Origin of the sequence: Streptomyces afghaniensis (assembly GCF_044327915.1) — a bacterium.
GTDB classification, from domain to species: domain Bacteria; phylum Actinomycetota; class Actinomycetes; order Streptomycetales; family Streptomycetaceae; genus Streptomyces; species Streptomyces afghaniensis.
The window spans coordinates 495,903-512,842 of record NZ_JBIRGJ010000007.1; the positions used below are offsets into that span (position 1 = coordinate 495,903).

Sequence of the window (16,940 nt, forward strand, 5' to 3'; positions counted from 1 at the left end):
CGTCGGCCCCCTCGCCGTCACCCCGGGACGGCTGTCCGCCCGGGGTCGGCGGGGTCGACACTGAAGACGCCGCCGCCCGGCGTGGCCACGACCAGGGTGCGCCCGCCGACCAGCACCTCGGGGCCGCTCTCGGCGGCGGACGGCTCCCGTTCGGCGCGCGGCGGCGTCTGCCACAGCGGCGTGCCCTTGCGCGCGTCGAGGGCCGCCATGCGGCCGTCGGCACCCGCCACGTAGACAGTGCGCGTCCGTGCGTCGTAGGCGGCCGGACCCGGCTGCCGCACGTTGCTGCGGGTCTGCCACAGCGCGCTGCCGGACGCGGGCGACACGGCGGTCACCTCGCCGCCCGACGAGGTGAACCACAGGGTGCCGCCCGCCAGGGTCGCGTCCCCGTGGAGCCTCTCGGCCGGCCTCGTCAGGGTGAGGGAGCCCGTGGCGTCCATCAGCACGATCTCGTCGTACGCCGTCTCACCGCCCGGCGCCTTCGCCGAACTCTCCCTCAGAAAGACCAGTTGCCCGTCGTAGGCTCCGAGCAGCTCGGTGTCGTCCGCCGGTGCCGTGAGCCGCCGCGTCGATCCGTCGGCCGGGTCGAGCGCGACGATGACGGAGTCCTGACGGTCCCCCTGGGACTCCGAGAAGCATTCCAGATACAGGCTCCCGCCGGCCGGGGTGAGTCCGCAGGAGTGATCCTCGGGCAGCGGGGCCGTCCAGCGTTCGGTGCCGGTGCGCGGAGAACGCGCGGTCAGGGTACGGCCGCTGCCGCCGTCCGGCAGCACCACCAGGCCGCCGACCATGACCGGGGCGGCGTGCGTGTCACGGACCGCACGGGACCACAGGCGTTCGCCCGTCGTGGCGTCGAGCGCGACGACACTGGTCAGATCGTCGCCGAGGGAGCCCCGCGAGGACACCTGCCGCACCAGCACGGTGTCGTCGCGGACACCGAGGACGGTGGAGGAGTACGCCCCCTCACCGGTTCCGGAGGGTGCGACATCGGCCCGCCAGACGGTCCTGCCGGTCCGCCCGTCCAGACGTACGGGAAGAACCCGGTCGCCGCCGCAGTAGACCGCGTCCTCGGAGACCCGGCAGACGGGACCGGTGTCGTCGCCGTCGGCGCCGTCCAGGGCCTGCTTCGCGCCACGCGCGGCCGACTCGTACACGGTGGTCTGCCAGGGCCGCCAGGCCTCCGGGCTTCCGCTGCCCGCCTGTCCCGGGCCGATCAGCGAGTAGGCCGTCAGTCCGAGCACCAGCGTCGCGACCGTGCCGATCGCGGCCGGCAGTGCCCAGGGACGTCCGCGGCGGGCCGGGGCCGAGGTGTCCGTCGGGCCGGGACGGGGTCCGGGCCGGTCCGCCCGCAGCAGCACGGTGGACGCGTCGTCCGCCTCCGGTCCGGGCAGGGCGGTCGCGAACTCCCGGGCCAGCTCGTCGAGTCCGGGCCGGTCCGCGGCGTCCTTGCTCAGGCAGCGCTCCAGCAGTTCGCGCAGTGGCTGCCCGACCCCCTCCAGCACGGGTACGTCGTGAACCACCCGGTAGGCCGTCAGGTACGGACTGTCCGCGTCGAAGGGGCCGCGGCCGGTCACGGCATACACCAGCAGGGACCCCAGCGAGAAGACGTCCGACGCCGGGCCGACCGCACGGGCGTCGACGAGCTGTTCGGGCGACATGAAGGGCGGAGTGCCGATCAGCTGGCCGGTCTCGGTGAGCGTCTGGTGGTTCTCCGCCGCGCGGGAGATGCCGAAGTCGATGACACGGGGCCCGTCCTCGGCGAGCAGGACGTTGGCCGGTTTCAGGTCCCGGTGCACCACACCGGCCCGGTGGATGTCGCGCAGTGCCTCGACCAGGCCCAGGGCCAGCCCGCGCACTTCGGCGTCCGGCAGGGCGCCCCGGTCCCGGATCCGCCGGGCGAGCGAGGGCCCGGGCACATACTGGGTCGCCATCCAGGGCAGCGCCGCCTCGGGGTCCGCGTCCAGGACCGGGGCGGTGAAGGCTCCGCTGACCTTGCGGACGGCCGCGATCTCCTGCCGGAACCGGGTGCGGAAGACGGGGTCCGCGGCGTACTGGGCATGCACCACCTTGATGGCCACGTCACGGCCCGAACGCGCCCTGCCCCGGTAGACGACGCCCATGCCCCCGGCCCCGAGCCGGTCGAGCAGCCTGTAGCCGCCGACCGACTTCGGGTCGTCGCTGTGCAGCGGCACGCCCGAATCACCTTCCCCCGTAAAGCCGTTCGAGCCCACAGGATACGTAAGGGCACATGGCGGCGGGGGGGGGCCCCCCCCGGGGGGGGGGGGGGCCCCCCCCCCCCCCCCGCCGGGTCAGGCCGTCACACGCCCGCGTGCTCCGGCTCCGCCGCGTCCGTGCGCTGGGCCGGAAGGCCCTTCTTCGCCGCCCGCTTCTTCGCCCGGCGCTCCTTGCGGAGTTCGAACATCGCGTACAGCGTGGGCACCAGCAGCAGCGTCAGCAGGGTCGACGTCACCAGGCCGCCGATCACGACCACGGCCAGCGGCTGGGCGATGAAGCCGCCCTCGCCGGTGATGCCGAGGGCCATCGGCAGCAGGGCGAAGATCGTCGCCAGGGCCGTCATGAGGATCGGGCGCAGACGGTGCCGGCCGCCCTCGATCACGGCCTCGACGACGCCGTAGCCCTGCTTGCGGTACTGGTTGATCAGGTCGATCAGCACGATCGCGTTCGTCACCACGATGCCGATCAGCATCAGCATGCCGATCATCGCGGGGACGCCCATCGGCGTGCCGGTGGCCACCAGCAGGCCGATCGCGCCGGTGGCCGCGAACGGGATGGAGACGAGCAGGATCAGCGGCTGGACCAGGGACCGGAAGGTGCCGACCAGCAGCATGAAGACGATCGCGATGGCCGCCAGCATGGCCAGGCCCAGGTTGGCGAACGCCTCGTCCTGGTCCTCGGAGACTCCGCCGATCGACGCCGTGGCGCCGTCCGGGAGCTTCAGCGCGTTGATCTTCGACTGGAGCTTGGTGCTCACGGCGCCCGTGTTGTCGCCGGTCGGCTTCGCGGTGATGGTGGCAGCGCGCTGGCCGTCGATACGGGTCATCGACACCGGGCCGTCGACCAGCTTCACCGTCGCGATGTCACCGAGCTTCACCGGGCCGAGGCGCAGGTCCCGGAGCTGCTTCAGAGTCGTCGCGGGCTCGGCCGAGCGGATGACGACGTCGCGCTCGGTGTCGTCCAGGACCGCCTTGGCGGCCGTGGTGCCGCGGACGGCCTGGGCGACGGCGGCGCCCAGGGTCTGGTCGTTGAAGCCGGCCGCGGCCGCCTTGTCGCCCGCCTTCACGGAGATCCGGGGCACGCTGGTCGCCAGGTCGCTGGTGACGTCCGTGACGTCGTCGAGGGAGGCGACCGTCTTGCGGACCTCCTCGGACGCCGTGCGCAGGACGTCGGCGTCGGCGGCCTTCACGACCACGCTGAGGTCCTGGGCGCCGAAGCCGTCACCGGCGGAGATGGTGGTCGTGCCGATGCCCTTCAGCCCGGCCAGACCCTTCTCGATGCGGTCCTGGACGTCCTCGTACGACGCGGAGTCGTCCAGCATCACCTGGTACGAGGCCTGGTTGGTGTCCGTACCGCCGCCGAAGGCGGCCATGAAGCCGGACGAGCCGACCGTGACCTGGTAGTCCTTCACGCCCTTGGTGCCGGCGAGGAGCTGCTCGACCTTCTTCGCCTGGGCGTCGGTCGCCGCCAGGCTGGTGCCGGGCTTCAGCTCCTGCTTGACGGTGAGGACCTCGACCTCGCCCTGGTCGAAGAAGTTCGTCTTCAGCAGCGGAGCCATGCCGAACGTGCCGACCAGGACGACGATCGCGATGGCCACGCTGGTGAGGCGGCGGCGGGTCGCGAAGCGCAGGACCGGAACGTAGATGCGCTGCAGGCGGCTCCTGGCCTCCTTCTCCTCGGCGAGCCGGCGGGCCTCGTCCGCGTCTTCCGGAGTGCCCTTCGGGGGCCGCAGGAACCAGTACGACAGCACCGGCACGACCGTCAGGGAGACGAGCAAGGACGCCAGCAGCGCGGCCGTGACGGTGAGGCTGAACGAGCCGAACAGCTCGCCCACCATGCCGCCGACCAGGCCGATCGGCAGGAACACCGCGACCGTGGTGAGCGTCGAGGACGTCACCGCGCCCGCGACCTCGCGCACGGCGTTGAGGATGGCCGAGTGGCGCTCCTCGCCGTAGCCGAGGTGGCGCTTGATGTTCTCCAGAACCACGATCGAGTCGTCGACGACCCGGCCGATGGCGATGGTCAGCGCGCCCAGCGTCAGGACGTTCAGCGACAGGTCGCGGGTCCACAGCACGATCAGGGCGAGGACCACGGACAGCGGGATGGACACCGCCGTCACGAGGGTGGAGCGGATCGAGGCCAGGAAGACCAGGATCACCAGGACGGCGAAGAGCAGACCGAGCGCGCCCTCGGTGGTGAGGCCCTTGATGGACTTCGACACGGCCGGGCCCTGGTCGCTGACGACCGTGAGGGTCGCGCCGGAGCCGAGGTCCTTGCGGAGGTCGGGGAGCTTGTCCTGGACGGCGTCGGAGATCGCGACCGCGCTGCCGTCGCGGTCCATGGTGACGGCGACGGAGAGGCTGGGCTTGCCGTCGGTGCGGGTGATGGAGTCGGCCGGGGCCTCCTGCTGCTTCACCGTGGCGACGTCGGCGAGGCGCACCGGCTTGCCCTTGCCGGGCTCGCCCGTGACCATCAGGTCCTGGATCTGCTTCAGCGAGGTGAAGCCGCCGCCGACCTGGACCGTGCGGTTGGCGCCGCCCTCGTCGAAGGAGCCGGCCGGAACGGTCGCGCCGCCCGCCTGGAGGGCTTGGGCGAGGGACTGCGAGGTGAGCCCCGCCTTCGCGAGCTTCGCTTCGTCGGGCGTGACGGAGACCTGGACGTCCCGCACGCCGTCGACGGTGACCTGGCCGACGCCGTCGATGCTCTTCAGGTCCGGCACGACGGTCTTGTCGAGCTGGTCGGCCAGGGCCTGCTGGTCCCGGCCGGAGGTGACGGCGAGGACGACGGTCGGGATGTCGTCCGTGGAACCGGCGACGACCTGCGGGTCCACTTCGTCCGGGAGCTGCACGCGGGCCCGGTTGACGGCCTGCTGCACGTCGGCGACGAGCTGCTCGGTGCCGTTGCCGTAGTCGAAGGACGCCATGATCAGGGCGTTGCCCTCGGTGGCGGTGGAGGTCACGCCGCTGATGCCGTCGACGGCTTCGAGGCTGTCCTCGATCGGTTCGACGACCTGCTTCTCGACCACGTCCGGGGACGCGCCCTGGTACGGCGCCAGCACGGACACCATGGGCAGTTCGATGGTGGGCAGCAGTTGCTGCTTGAGCTGGGGTATCGCGATCGCCCCGAAGACGAGCGCGATGATCGACATCAGCCCTATCAGGGCCCGTTGCGCGAGGCTGAATCTCGACAGCCAGGACATGGGTCAGGGTCTCTCTTCTGTTTAGCGGCAGAAGCGGCAGCGGGCGCACAGATGAGCGCCCGCCCTTACACCCTGAGCCATGGGAGAGGGCCGATTCGTAGGCCCCAGGTCCATTTCCTTATCCGGCGCATACTCCCGCCGCAGTACGCCCGGCCGGAACTCACTCCACCCTTGGACGGACCAGGCCGGATTCGTACGCGATGACCACCAGCTGGGCCCGGTCCCGGGCGCCCAGCTTGGCCATGGCCCGGTTGACGTGCGTCTTCACCGTCAGCGGGCTGACTTCCAGCCGCTCGGCGATCTCGTCGTTGGAGTGGCCGCCCGCGACCTGGACCAGCACCTCGCGCTCCCGGCCGGTGAGCGAGTCGAGCCGTTCGCCGCGGGCCGGGTCGCGGTCGTCGTCGGCCGGGTCCTGCTGGGCGAGGAAGCGGGAGATCAGGCCGGTGGTGGCCGCCGGGGACAGCAGGGCCTGGCCGCCGGCCGCGATCCGGATGGCGTTCAGCAGCTCATCGGGTTCGGAGCCCTTGCCCAGGAAGCCGGAGGCGCCGGCGCGCAGTGACTGCACGACGTAGTCGTCGACCTCGAACGTCGTCAGGATGACCACGCGGACGTCGGCGAGGTCGGGGTCCGCACTGATCATGCGGGTCGCCGCGAGGCCGTCGGTGCCGGGCATCCGGATGTCCATGAGGACGACGTCGGCGCGCTGCTCCTTCGTCAGCCGCACCGCCTCCAGACCGTCGGAGGCCTCGCCCACCACCTCCATGTCGGGCTCGGAGTCGACGAGTACGCGGAAGGCGCTGCGCAGCAGCGCCTGGTCGTCGGCGAGCAGGACACGGATCGTCATGCGGGGTCCTCCCCGGGTGTGCGGTTCTTGACCGGCAGGATCGCATGGACACGGAATCCGCCGCCGTAGCGGGGACCGGTGGTGAGGGTGCCGCGCAGGGCGGTGACGCGTTCGCGCATGCCGAGCAGCCCGTGCCCGCCGCCGCTGCCCGGGTCCTCGTCCTCGCCGCTGCCGTCGTCGAGGACGGTGATCTCGATGTTCGGTCCGACCCGTACGACGCTGACCTCGGCCTTGGCCTGCGGCCCGGCGTGTTTCTGCACGTTGGTGAGGGCCTCCTGGATGATCCGGTAGGCGGCCAGGTCGACGGCTGCGGGGAGGGTGGTGCCCTGGTCGGCGCGGGCGACCTCGATGTGCAGGCCGGCGTGGCGGAAGGTGCCGGTGAGTTCGTCGAGGCGGTCGAGGCCGGGGGCGGGTTCGGTGGGGGCCTCCGGGTCGCCGGACTGTCTCAGCAGTCCGACGGTGGCGCGCAGCTCGTTGAGCGCCGAGCGGCTGGCCTCCCGGACGTGGGCGAGGGCCTCCTTGGCCTGGTCGGGGCGCTTGTCCATGACGTGGGCCGCGACGCCGGCCTGGACGTTGACCAGGGCGATGTGGTGGGCGACGACGTCGTGCAGGTCGCGGGCGATGCGCAGACGCTCCTCGGCGACCCGGCGGCGGGCCTCCTCCTCGCGGGTGCGTTCGGCGCGTTCGGCGCGTTCGCGGATGGCCTGGACGAAGGCGCGGCGGCTGCGGACGGCGTCGCCGGCGGTGGCGCCGATGCCGGTCCAGGCGAAGATCGCGAGGTTCTCCTGGGCGTACCAGGGGAGGCTGCCGGCGGCCATGGCGGAGCCGGTCAGCACGGTCATGGTGAGCAGGCCGACGCGCCAGGTGGTGGGGCGGTCGGTGGTGGAGGCGACGGTGTACAGGGCGATGACCGCGGACATGGCGACGGGGGCGCGGGGGTCGCCGGTGACGGACTCGACGACGGAGACCGTGCCGGTGAGGCAGAGGACCGTCATGGGGGCTCGGCGGCGGAAGACCAGGGCGGCGGCGCCGAGGGCCATGAGGACGAGGCTGAGGGGGGCGGGGGTGCGTAGGGCCCAGCTGACGCTGTCACGATGCCGGGGCTCCACGAACGAGCCGGCGACCATGCAGACCAGGACGGCTGCGGCCAGGACCGCGTCCATGGCCAGGGGATGTGCTTTGGCCTGGCTTTTGACCCGCTGGAGGGTGCTCACGGGGGTTCACGGTAGCCGGGGTGGGTGTGCGGGGGTATGGGGGCCGGGGTCGGAAGGCCGGTTGTGAGGTGCTCGGCGTCGGAGCTGGGGCCGGGTGGTCCGCAGCCCGGCGGTGCGGGATGCCGCTGCGCCCACCCGTGCCGCCCCAGCGGCACGACTGCCCGCAGCTGGGTCAGCCCGGAATCAAGCCGTCGTCGTTGAGCAGCTCCCGGACCTCCTCCAGGGTCGCGTCCGGGGACGGGAGGATCAGTTCTGAGGGTTCCAGGGAGTCGTCCGGGAGGGGTTCGCCCAGGTCTCGGACCCTGGTCAGCAGGGCCTGGAGGGTGCGGCGGAAGCCGGGGCCGTCGCCGTTCTCCATTTCCGCCAGGAGTTCGTCGTCCAGCTTGTTCAGTTCGGTGAGGTGGCCGTCGGCCAGCCTCACCTGGCCCTCCCCCATGATCCGTACGATCATGTCGCCCTCCTAGGCGTGGGCCCCTACTGCTTGTCGAAGCGCGGGGTGTCCTGCGGCTGCTGCTGGGCCTGCTGCTGGCTCGTGCCACCTTCGAGGGCCTGCTGCCCACTGCTCGAACCTCCGGCCAGCTCGGCCTTCATCCGCTGCAGTTCCAGCTCTACATCCGTACCACCGGAGAGCCGGTCCAGCTCGGCTTGGATGTCGTCCTTGTGCATGCCGGACTGGTCGTCGAGGGCACCGGAGGCGAGCAGCTCGTCGATCGCGCCGGCGCGGGCCTGGAGCTGGGCCGTCTTGTCCTCGGCGCGCTGGATCGCCAGGCCGACGTCGCCCATCTCCTCGGAGATGCCGGAGAAGGCCTCGCCGATCCGGGTCTGCGCCTGGGCCGCCGTGTACGTCGCCTTGATCGTCTCCTTCTTCGTACGGAAGGCGTCGACCTTGGCCTGGAGCCGCTGGGCCGCGAGGGTGAGCTTCTCCTCCTCGCCCTGGAGCGTCGCGTGCTGGGTCTCCAGGTCGGTCACCTGCTGCTGGAGGGCGGCACGGCGGGACAGCGCTTCGCGGGCCAGGTCCTCACGGCCCAGCGCGAGCGCCTTGCGGCCCTGGTCCTCCAGCTTGGTGGACTGGGACTGCAACTGGTTCAGCTGGAGTTCCAGTCGCTTGCGCGAGGTCGCGACGTCGGCGACGCCGCGGCGGACCTTCTGGAGCAGCTCCAGCTGCTTCTGGTACGAGTAATCGAGGGTCTCGCGCGGGTCCTCGGCCCGGTCAAGGGCCTTGTTCGCCTTCGCGCGGAAGATCATCCCCATACGCTTCATGACACCGCTCATGGGCTTCGCGCGCCCCCTTCTGACCGACTCCGGCTGCAGCACCTGCGACAGAACCCACAGTACGGGCCCTGCATCCATTACCGCACTGTTCGGGGACGGATGCGCTCATCCCCAAGGACGACTGAGCACGCTCCCGCTCCGGCGTAGGGAGTAGGTGATCCCCGGGGTCACCGGGCATACCTCCGGTAACCGGAGCCGTACCTCCCGGGAACGACCGGGTGCGTGCACAACGTCCCCTCTGTCCCCTTACAGACGACTGGTGTTGCCGGATCGTTCCCCACGGGACTGGGGTCCATGCCCGGGAAGCCCTTACCCTTGGGTTTTGTGTTCCGTAGCCGTGCGAAGGATGAGAAGGCCCAGGCAGCCGACAAGGCGCCGGTGAACTTCTCCAAGCAGCCCCGCGACCCGCAGGCCCCGAAGGGCAGGCCCACGCCCAAGCGCAGTGAGGCCCAGTCCCAGCGCCGCAGCGTCGCCAACACGTCGATGACGCGGAAGGAGGCTGCCAAGCGGCAGCGCGAGGAGCGCCGCAGCGCGCTGGAGCGGCAGCGCCAGGCGCTGGCGAGCGGCGACGAGCGGTACCTGCCCGCGCGTGACAAGGGACCGGTCCGCCGGTTCGCGCGCGACTTCGTCGACTCGCGGTTCAACATCGCGGAGTTCTTCCTGCCGATGGCCGTGGTCATCCTCGTGCTGAGCATGGTGCGGGTGGCCGCCCTCCAGAACATCGCGCTGCTGCTGTGGCTCGTGGTGATCGTGCTGATCGTGCTCGACTCGTTCGTCACGGCGTTCCGCCTGAAGAAGCAGCTGAACGAGCGCTTCGCGGGTGAGAACCGGCGCGGCGCGGTCGCCTACGCCCTGATGCGCTCTCTCCAGATGCGCCGGCTCCGGCTGCCGAAGCCGCAGGTCAAGCGCGGAGAACGGCCCTGACCGCGACGGCGTTCTCCGGGGGTGCGGCGGATGCCTGGCTGGACAAGCTGGGCGGGCTGCGCGATGTCGTCCGGCAGGAGCTGGTGGCCCGGCAGCTGGACGAGCAGATAGTGGGACGGTTCCCGGTCGGGCAGCGGCTGCGGGTGCTCGACGTGGGGATGGGCCAGGGCACGCAGGCGCTGCGGCTGGCCCGGGCCGGGCACCAGGTGACCGGTCTGGAGCAGGACGCGAAGATGGTCGCCGTGGCCCGGGAGTCCCTCGCCGGGGAGCCGGAGGGCATCCGGGAGCGGATGCGGATCATCGAGGGCGACGGCCGGGACACCGGCGTGCACTTCCTGCCGGGGAGTTTCGACGTGGTGCTGTGCCACGGCGTCCTGATGTACGTGGAGGAGCCCGACCCGCTGCTGGCGGGCCTGGCCCGGATGCTCGCGCCCGGCGGGCTGCTGTCCCTGCTCGTGCGCAACGGGGACGCGCTCGCGATCCGGCCGGGGCTGTCCGGCGACTGGGCGGGAGCGCTGGCCGCGTTCGACACGGTCTCCTATCGCAACCGGCTGGGGCTCGACGTACGGGCCGACCGGCTGAAGGACCTGACGTCGACACTCGCCGGGATCGGGGCACCGCTGCACGCCTGGTACGGGGTGCGCGTGTTCACGGACACGGCGGCGGACGGCGCCGAGGCCCCGGCCGACGTGGAGACGCTGCTCGCGGTGGAGGAGAAGGCCGGGCGGACGGATCCGTACCGCGGGGTGGCGGCACTGCTGCACCTGTGCGGCGTGCGCGGCTGACGCACCCGGAGGAGGGGCGAGGGCCGTCGGCCCCCGCCCCGGGCTCACGCCTCGGCCGCGTGCAGGCTCATCGGCCCGTAGATCTCCGTGGCGTCCTCGAACAGCCGCACCTGGTCGGCACCGCCTTCCAGCAGGGCCTTCCAGTGCTCCCCGATCCAGGACTCGGCGTCCCCCTGGGTGGGGAACTCCTCCGGCGGCACCGCGGGCTGGACCTCCGTCCCGTCGGTCTTCTCGAACCGCCACGTCCATGCCGCCATGTACGCCTCCCATGTGTGTGAGCACACTGCACAGCGGAAGCCGGATCTTGGTCCGGCTCCTGTCCAGAGCCTATGCGCTCCGCTGGGTGGGGCGGGATAGGTGGTCCGGGAGTGGGGGTGGTTGAGCGTGTGCGGGTCGTCGTGGGCTGGTCGCGCAGTTCCCCGCGCCCCCTTAGGCGCGTCTCCATCACGCATGACCCATTGCGGCGGGTGAGAATCGGGGCGTGGAACTGACTCTGCTCGGCACCGGCGCCCCCGCGGGGCTCCCCCGCCCCGACTGTCCCTGCGCGGCCTGTGCGGCTGCCCTCGGCCCCGACGCGCGGGCGGCCACCGCGCTGCTCGTGGACGGGGCGCTGCTGCTCGACCTGACGCCCGGGGCCGCCTTCGCGGCGGCACGGGCGGGCCGTTCCCTGACCGGCGTACGGCAGGTGCTGCTGTCGCATCCGCACCACGGTCCGGCCGTCGAGGTGCCGGCCGGGCTGCCGCAACCCGGACGGGTGCCGGACGGGCGGGAGTTGACGGTGCTGACGGGGCACCGGGTGCGGGCGGTGGCGATGGACGCGCCGGGGACGGGCTACGCGGTGACCGGGCCGGAGGGGCAGCGGCTGCTGTACCTGCCGCCGGGCGGGGCGCCGGCGGGGCTCGAGGCGCCGGCCGAGTCGTACGACATGGTGCTCGTGGATGTCGTGGGCCGGCCGGACGCGCTGGCGAAGCTGCGGGCGGTGGGCGCGGTGGGGCCGACGACCGATGTGGTCGCCGTCCATCTGGACCACGACGTGCCGCCCGGGCCGGAGCTGGGGCGGCGGCTCGCGGCGGCCGGGGCGCGGGCCGTGCCGGACGGGACGGCGCTGGCGGTGGGGGTGTACGAGGACGTGCCGGACGTGCCTCGGCGGACACTGGTGCTGGGCGGAGCACGGTCGGGCAAGTCGGTCGAGGCCGAGCGGAGGCTGGAGGCCTTTCCGGACGTGCTGTACGTGGCGACGGGCGGGTCGCGCAACGGGGACACCGAGTGGTCGGCGCGGGTGGCCGCGCACCGGGAGCGGCGGCCGGGGTCGTGGCAGACGGTCGAGACGTGCGATCTGGTGCCGTTGCTGGAGGCGGAGGGGCCGCCGTTGCTCATCGACTGTCTGTCGTTGTGGCTGACGGATGCGATGGATGCGGTGGGGGCTTGGGACGACGCGGTGTGGGCGGAGCGGGGGGAGAAGGCGTTGCGGGAGCGGGTGCGGGAGTTGACGGAGGCGGTGCGGTCGACTGGGCGGACTGTTGTCGCCGTGTCGAACGAGGTGGGGTCGGGAATCGTGCCGTCGACCGCGTCGGGGCGGCGGTATCGGGATGAACTCGGGCGGTTGAACGCGGGGTTCGCCGACGAGTGTGAGCACGTGCTGTTGGTGGTGGCGGGGCAGGCTGTGGTGCTGCGGGGGTGAACGGTTCGCAGCGAATGCCCGCAGCTCACTCAGCTAGGTCGGTTTGCGGGCGATCAGGCGGTACGTGTTCGCGAAGCGCGTGCGGCGGGCCAGTGGGGCGAGGAGGTGGTCCGCCACCGCTGCCAGGGCCACGAGAGGGATGCCCGCTCGGAGCAGGGCCTCGCGGAGGTGCTGGCGGGCCAGGGGCGGGGGAACCGCTCGCCAGGGGGTGTCGGGGACGGGGAGCATGTGGGAGAGGGCCAGGGCCGTGGCGCCGGAGAGGTCGTGGGGGATGTGGACGGGGCGGTGGTCCAGGAGGGCGATCGTGCAGCCGGCCGCCTCGAGTTCCGCGCGGAGGTTGCGCGGGGGGAGCAGGTGCAGATGGCGGGGCTGGTCGTAGGCGAGCCACCAGCGGCCCAGTAGCGCGGCGTACAGGCTGCGCGGGTTCAGGGTCTCGATGAGCAGGTGGCCACCGGGGCGCAGGACTTCGAGGGCGGCGTGGAGTTCCGCGCGGGGGTCGGGGGTGCCCTCCAGGTGGTGGAGCATGCTGACCACGTCGTAGCGGGCGCGCAGGGGCGCCGAGATCCGGGGGTCCGTCAGCCGGCCCACATGGGCCTCCTCGACGCGTTCGGCCGAGCGGGCGCGGACCACGCGCGGGGTGTGGTCCAGGCCGTCGAACGAGGTGTAGGGGAAGAACTCCTGGGCCGTCACGGGGAAGCGGGCCTGGCCCGTGCCCACGTCCAGCCAGCTCTCCGGCTCACCGAACCGCAGCATCGCGCGGGCGGCCGAGCGGTGGCGGAGCCGGCTGCCGCGCAGCGCGAGGAGGGTGTCGGCCGCGGCGTCCCGGGGCGCTCCGTGCACCATCCGGTGGTAGAGCGCGAGGCCCTCGAAGGTGAGGCGGGGGTTCTGGAAGGTGTGACCGCAGTCCCGGCAGGCGTCGACGGTGAAGCTGCCCGGGTTGTATCGCCGCAGGTCGCCGGTGCGCAGCCGGTTCCGCAGCCGGGCGGAGCCGCACCAGGGGCAGTCCGCGCGGCGCGGCTCGTGGACCCGGGTGGTCGCCTGGGGGGCGGGGAGTGCGGAGGGGGCGGGATGTGCTGGCATGGGCGGCTCCCGGGCGCGAGGCGTACGGCAGGGACGTCCGACCCACCGCGTACGACAATCCACTGCAAACCGGAACGTATGGGATGGGGATCCCGGGTGCAACGACGTCGCCGCCGCGGAGTCGCGATGTGGCGCCGTGCTGTTCGACCGGTGCCGGTACTGTTCGGCGAATGAGCTCGCTTAATCTCGACGACTTCACCGATCTGATCGAGCGTCCGGACGGCGGGGTACGCCGTGACGCCGAGGCGCGCCGGGAGCGGCAGATCGTGCCGCCCGGGTCGCTGGGCCGCCTCGACGACCTGGGTGAGTGGCTGGCGGCGGCGCAGTCCGCCGTGCCGGTGCGGCCGATCGAACGGCCGCGGGTGGTGCTCTTCGCCGGTGACCACGGCGTCGCCGAGCTGGGCGTCTCGGCCCGGCCGGCGGGCGGCGCCGGGGAGTTGGTGCGTGAGGTGCTGGAGGGTGGCCGGCCCGTGTCGGTGCTGGCGCGGCGCCTGGGCGTCCCGGTGCGGATCGTCGACATGGCCCTGGACTGCGACCCCGAGTCCCTGCCCGAGGACGTCGTGCGGCACCGGGTGCGGCGTGGCAGCGGGCGCATCGACGTCGAGGACGCGCTGACCCTTCAGGAGGCCGAGGCGGCGTTCCGGGCCGGGGTCGCGGTGGCCGACGAGGAGGCCGACTCCGGTACGGATCTGGTGGTGCTCGGCGATTTGAGCGTCGGCGGGACCACGGCGGCGGGCGTGCTGGTCGCGGCGCTGTGCGGGGTCGACGCGTCGGTCGTCACCGGCCGCGGCGGGCTGCCGATCGACGACCTGGCGTGGATGCGCAAGTGCGCGGCGATCCGCGACGCCCTGCGCCGGGCCCGGCCGGTGCTCGGGGACCAGCTGCAGCTGCTGGCGGCGGTGGGCGGGGCCGACCTCGCCGCGATGACGGGCTTCCTGCTGCAGAGCGCGGTGCGGAAACTCCCGGTGGTGCTCGACGGGGTCGTGACGGCCGCGTGCGCGCTGGTCGGACAGCGGATCGCGTTCCGGGCGCCGGACTGGTGGCTGGCCGCGCACGACAGCGGCGAGCCCGGGCAGGCCAAGGCGCTGGACCGGATGGCCCTGGAGCCACTGCTGACGCACGGCGTGACCGTCGGCGAGGGCGCGGGCGGCCTCCTCGCGCTCCCCCTGGTGCAGGCCGCGGCCGCGCTGGCGGCGGAGCTGCCCGAGAAGCCGAAGGAGTCCGAGGAGCCGGAGACCGCGGAGGCACCCGACGCGTCGGAGGCATCGGAGGTTCCCACCGAGCAGTAGCGTTCCGGGAGATCCTGGTCACGCACACCTGGCTCAACTTCGTCCCGTTCCGGTCGGTCTTCGCGTGTGGTGTCGGTTTGACTGAGCCACAGACACCGCGCACACCCGCTGAGGTACCGACATCCGGACGAGGACGACCCGATGACCACGCTCGCCCGCTGGGCCCGCGCCGAATGGGGGCCCCTGTACGCGGCCGTGCGCGGGCCGCTGCGGGAGCGACGCCTGCGGGCCGTGCCGATGGCGGTCGCGGCCGTGTGCCTCACGGCCGCGCTGCACATGGTGCACAACCAGTCCTGGGGCTACCGGTTCGTGCAGGACATCGGGGCGGTTCGGGCCGAGGAGCCGCTGTGGCTCGCACTCCTGCGGACGCCGCTGTCGCTGTTCGTGCCCGCGCTGGACCTGCCGGTGTGGGGCGCGCTGGCGCAGCTCCTGCTGGTGTTCGGCATCGCGGAGCTCTGCCTGGGCTGGCGGCGGACGCTGCTCATCGCGTACCTGGCGACGCTCGCGGGCACGCTCTACGCCCGCCTGGGCATCTGGCTGGGCCCGCACTCCCCGCTGGGTCTGCCCGCCTCGGACGCCCAGGTCGTCGACACCGGGCCGTCGGCGGCGGTGGTGGGACTCGCCGTCTACCTGGGATGGCGCTACCGCGCGTACGTCACGGCCGGGGCGGTGGTCGTGGCGATGGTGGCCGAGGTCGCCGTGAAGGAGAACCTGGCGGGCAAGGAGCACCTGGCGGCGATCGTGGCCGTACTGGTGGTGTGCGCGGCCGGCGCGGTGCGCCGGAGGCGCGTCAGTGGTGTTCGAGGGACCTGGTCGGCTGCTGGTCGGGCGCGCCGCCGATCCAGTCCTGGAAGGCGCGCCGGGGGCCCAGCCAGCGGCGGTCGTGGTGGTAGGCCCGCAGGCCGGACTTGGCGCGGGCGCGGGGGCGGCGCCGGTAGAAGCGCTTGGCCCAGTAGGAGCCGGGGCGGGCCAGCCGTACGGCGCCGATCAGGGCGATGACGGGGACGATCACGCCGAAGACCGCGAGGCGGGTCTTGCCCTTGAACAGGGCGATGAGAGCGAAGACGAAGTTCACGACGATGTTCACGATCACGGTGGCGCGGTTCTGCTCCTGGTCGTCCGAGAGGTCGTTGACGCCCAGGGGGGAGAAGCCGATCAGGAGCAGTCCGACGAGGGAGGCGGTGAGGACGACCATCTCGACGCTCTTGCGGCCGGCCTCGGTCCAGTAGACGTCGGCCAGGTGCAGCACCAGGGCGAACTCGTCGAGGACGAGGCCCGCGCCGATGCCGAAGATCACCGCGCTCAGCGCCGAGCCGAAGCCGTGCTGGCCGCCGGCGACCGCGCCGAAGCCGCCGATGATCGTCAGGATGACGCCGGGGACCACGTGGTGGATGTGGAGGCCGCCACTGCCGCTGACGTTGCGGAAGGGGCCCTTGCCCGCGCGGATGAGGCGGGTGATCCCCCGGGTGATCAGGAAGGTCAGCACGAAGGAGACGAGGGCGAGAAGCAGCGGCAGCTTGCCTGGTTCGATGATGTTCCGCTCCAGCCATCCCATATGTGAACTTTATCCTCGGCCACCGCATCCGCTCTTCTGACCGGCGGGTAGCCTGCGCCGGTGCCCAGAATCTCGCCCCCCGACGGTCTCCGCTTCGCCTTCGGCACCCTCACGGTGTTCCCGGTCCGGGTGACCCGATGGGACCGGGAGGCCGCGCGCGGCGGCATGCTGTGCGCTCCGCTGGCCGGTCTCGCGGTCGGTGCCGCTGCCGCCGCCGCCGGGCTGGTGCTGCTGTTCCTCGGTGCGGGTGGACTGCTCGCCGCCGTGGCCACCGTCGCCGTCCCCGCCGTCCTGACCCGGGGGCTGCACCTCGACGGGCTCGCGGACACCGCCGACGGGCTGGGCAGCGGCAAGCCGGCCGAGGACGCCCTGCGGATCATGAAGCAGTCGGACATCGGGCCGTTCGGGGTCCTCACCCTCGTCCTCGCCCTGCTCGCGCAGGTCGCCGCGCTCGCCCAGGCGTACGACGCCTCCTGGGCCCGGGGCGCGGGTGCCGCCGTCGTCTCCGCGACGGTCGCCCGGCTGGCTCTGACCCTGGCGGCCCGGACCGGGGTGCCGGCGGCGCGGCCGGAGGGGCTGGGGGCCGCGGTGGCGGGTGTGGTGCCGGTACGGGGGGCGGCGCTCGCCGGCCTCGCCGTCACGGGCGTGGCGGCAGCGGTCGCTGCCGCCTTCGGCCCGTACGACATCGCCCGGACCGTGCTCGCGATCCTGCTTTCGCTGGCCGCCGCCGAAGCGCTCCTGCGTCACTGCACGCGCCGCTTCGGCGGGATCACCGGGGACGTGTTCGGGGGCCTCGCCGAGACGGCGGCGACCACGGCGCTGGTCGTTCTGGCGCTGGGCTGAGCCGGACCTCTGTCACCGG

Annotated in this window: 14 protein-coding genes; 5 read left to right on the forward strand and 9 right to left on the reverse strand. The window is 72.7% G+C overall.

What is annotated here, in order from left to right:
- Positions 1 to 17 precede the first annotated feature (17 nt).
- The 6 genes from ACH4G3_RS28055 to ACH4G3_RS28080 all read right to left on the reverse strand — a co-directional run bounded on the left by ACH4G3_RS28055 (position 18) and on the right by ACH4G3_RS28080 (position 8,752).
- On the reverse strand, positions 18 to 2,192 hold the full coding sequence (locus tag ACH4G3_RS28055; RefSeq protein WP_397627106.1) for a protein kinase domain-containing protein: 2,175 nt from the start codon (positions 2,190 to 2,192) through the stop codon (positions 18 to 20).
- Positions 2,193 to 2,317: 125 nt separating this feature from the next.
- Complete coding sequence (locus tag ACH4G3_RS28060) at positions 2,318 to 5,434, reverse strand: efflux RND transporter permease subunit (RefSeq protein ID WP_397627107.1); 3,117 nt, start codon at positions 5,432 to 5,434, stop codon at positions 2,318 to 2,320.
- A 160-nt stretch (positions 5,435 to 5,594) separates the two neighbouring features.
- Positions 5,595 to 6,278 (reverse strand): response regulator, encoded by a 684-nt coding sequence (locus ACH4G3_RS28065; RefSeq protein WP_397627108.1) that lies wholly within the window; start codon positions 6,276 to 6,278, stop codon positions 5,595 to 5,597.
- The gene (locus ACH4G3_RS28070) at positions 6,275 to 7,492 is read right to left on the reverse strand and encodes a sensor histidine kinase (protein WP_397627109.1); all 1,218 of its coding nucleotides are present in this window, start codon (positions 7,490 to 7,492) and stop codon (positions 6,275 to 6,277) included. Before ACH4G3_RS28070 ends, ACH4G3_RS28065 begins: the two co-directional genes overlap by 4 nt.
- A gap of 172 nt (positions 7,493 to 7,664) precedes the next feature.
- Positions 7,665 to 7,943, reverse strand: a complete 279-nt coding sequence (pspAA, locus tag ACH4G3_RS28075) for a PspA-associated protein PspAA (RefSeq protein WP_397627110.1) — start codon at positions 7,941 to 7,943, stop codon at positions 7,665 to 7,667.
- Positions 7,944 to 7,966: 23 nt separating this feature from the next.
- On the reverse strand, positions 7,967 to 8,752 hold the full coding sequence (locus ACH4G3_RS28080) for a PspA/IM30 family protein (RefSeq protein WP_397627111.1): 786 nt from the start codon (positions 8,750 to 8,752) through the stop codon (positions 7,967 to 7,969).
- Between the two features lie 336 nt (positions 8,753 to 9,088).
- Between ACH4G3_RS28080 and ACH4G3_RS28085 the strand changes: the two genes are divergently transcribed.
- Together ACH4G3_RS28085 and ACH4G3_RS28090 are read left to right on the forward strand one after the other, a co-directional pair.
- On the forward strand, positions 9,089 to 9,688 hold the full coding sequence (locus tag ACH4G3_RS28085; protein WP_020275853.1) for a DUF3043 domain-containing protein: 600 nt from the start codon (positions 9,089 to 9,091) through the stop codon (positions 9,686 to 9,688).
- An 83-nt stretch (positions 9,689 to 9,771) separates the two neighbouring features.
- Positions 9,772 to 10,473: a class I SAM-dependent methyltransferase gene (locus ACH4G3_RS28090; RefSeq protein ID WP_020275852.1), complete on the forward strand. Its 702-nt coding sequence runs from the start codon at positions 9,772 to 9,774 to the stop codon at positions 10,471 to 10,473.
- A 44-nt stretch (positions 10,474 to 10,517) separates the two neighbouring features.
- On the opposite strand, the gene ACH4G3_RS28095 is transcribed toward ACH4G3_RS28090, so the two are convergent.
- On the reverse strand, positions 10,518 to 10,730 hold the full coding sequence (locus tag ACH4G3_RS28095) for a hypothetical protein (protein ID WP_020275851.1): 213 nt from the start codon (positions 10,728 to 10,730) through the stop codon (positions 10,518 to 10,520).
- 224 nt (positions 10,731 to 10,954) lie between these two features.
- On the opposite strand from ACH4G3_RS28095, the gene ACH4G3_RS28100 reads away from it, so the two are divergent.
- Positions 10,955 to 12,154, forward strand: a complete 1,200-nt coding sequence (locus tag ACH4G3_RS28100) for a bifunctional adenosylcobinamide kinase/adenosylcobinamide-phosphate guanylyltransferase (protein WP_397627112.1) — start codon at positions 10,955 to 10,957, stop codon at positions 12,152 to 12,154.
- A gap of 33 nt (positions 12,155 to 12,187) precedes the next feature.
- Here the strand turns inward: ACH4G3_RS28100 and ACH4G3_RS28105 are convergent, their stop codons facing one another.
- On the reverse strand, positions 12,188 to 13,234 hold the full coding sequence (locus ACH4G3_RS28105) for a class I SAM-dependent methyltransferase (protein WP_397627113.1): 1,047 nt from the start codon (positions 13,232 to 13,234) through the stop codon (positions 12,188 to 12,190).
- Between the two features lie 170 nt (positions 13,235 to 13,404).
- Between ACH4G3_RS28105 and cobT the strand changes: the two genes are divergently transcribed.
- Entirely contained in the window at positions 13,405 to 14,523 is a 1,119-nt protein-coding gene (cobT, locus tag ACH4G3_RS28110) for a nicotinate-nucleotide--dimethylbenzimidazole phosphoribosyltransferase (protein ID WP_397627114.1), read from the forward strand.
- A gap of 790 nt (positions 14,524 to 15,313) precedes the next feature.
- Here the strand turns inward: cobT and ACH4G3_RS28115 are convergent.
- On the reverse strand, positions 15,314 to 16,078 hold the full coding sequence (locus ACH4G3_RS28115) for a hypothetical protein (protein WP_397627115.1): 765 nt from the start codon (positions 16,076 to 16,078) through the stop codon (positions 15,314 to 15,316).
- A gap of 60 nt (positions 16,079 to 16,138) precedes the next feature.
- On the opposite strand from ACH4G3_RS28115, the gene ACH4G3_RS28120 reads away from it, so the two are divergent.
- Positions 16,139 to 16,921 carry an adenosylcobinamide-GDP ribazoletransferase gene (locus ACH4G3_RS28120; protein ID WP_397627116.1) on the forward strand — a complete coding sequence of 261 codons (783 nt, stop codon included), beginning with the start codon at positions 16,139 to 16,141 and terminating at the stop codon, positions 16,919 to 16,921.
- Positions 16,922 to 16,940 lie beyond the last annotated feature (19 nt).

Coding starts and splice junctions, on each gene's coding strand:
- pspAA (WP_397627110.1), bottom strand. CDS start 7,943: ATGATCGTACGGATCATGGGGGAGGGCCAGGTGAGGCTGGCCGACGGC.
- ACH4G3_RS28060 (WP_397627107.1), bottom strand. CDS start 5,434: ATGTCCTGGCTGTCGAGATTCAGCCTCGCGCAACGGGCCCTGATAGGG.
- ACH4G3_RS28095 (WP_020275851.1), bottom strand. CDS start 10,730: ATGGCGGCATGGACGTGGCGGTTCGAGAAGACCGACGGGACGGAGGTC.
- ACH4G3_RS28080 (WP_397627111.1), bottom strand. CDS start 8,752: ATGAAGCGTATGGGGATGATCTTCCGCGCGAAGGCGAACAAGGCCCTT.
- cobT (WP_397627114.1), top strand. CDS start 13,405: ATGAGCTCGCTTAATCTCGACGACTTCACCGATCTGATCGAGCGTCCG.
- ACH4G3_RS28115 (WP_397627115.1), bottom strand. CDS start 16,078: ATGGGATGGCTGGAGCGGAACATCATCGAACCAGGCAAGCTGCCGCTG.
- ACH4G3_RS28065 (WP_397627108.1), bottom strand. CDS start 6,278: ATGACGATCCGTGTCCTGCTCGCCGACGACCAGGCGCTGCTGCGCAGC.
- ACH4G3_RS28105 (WP_397627113.1), bottom strand. CDS start 13,234: ATGCCAGCACATCCCGCCCCCTCCGCACTCCCCGCCCCCCAGGCGACC.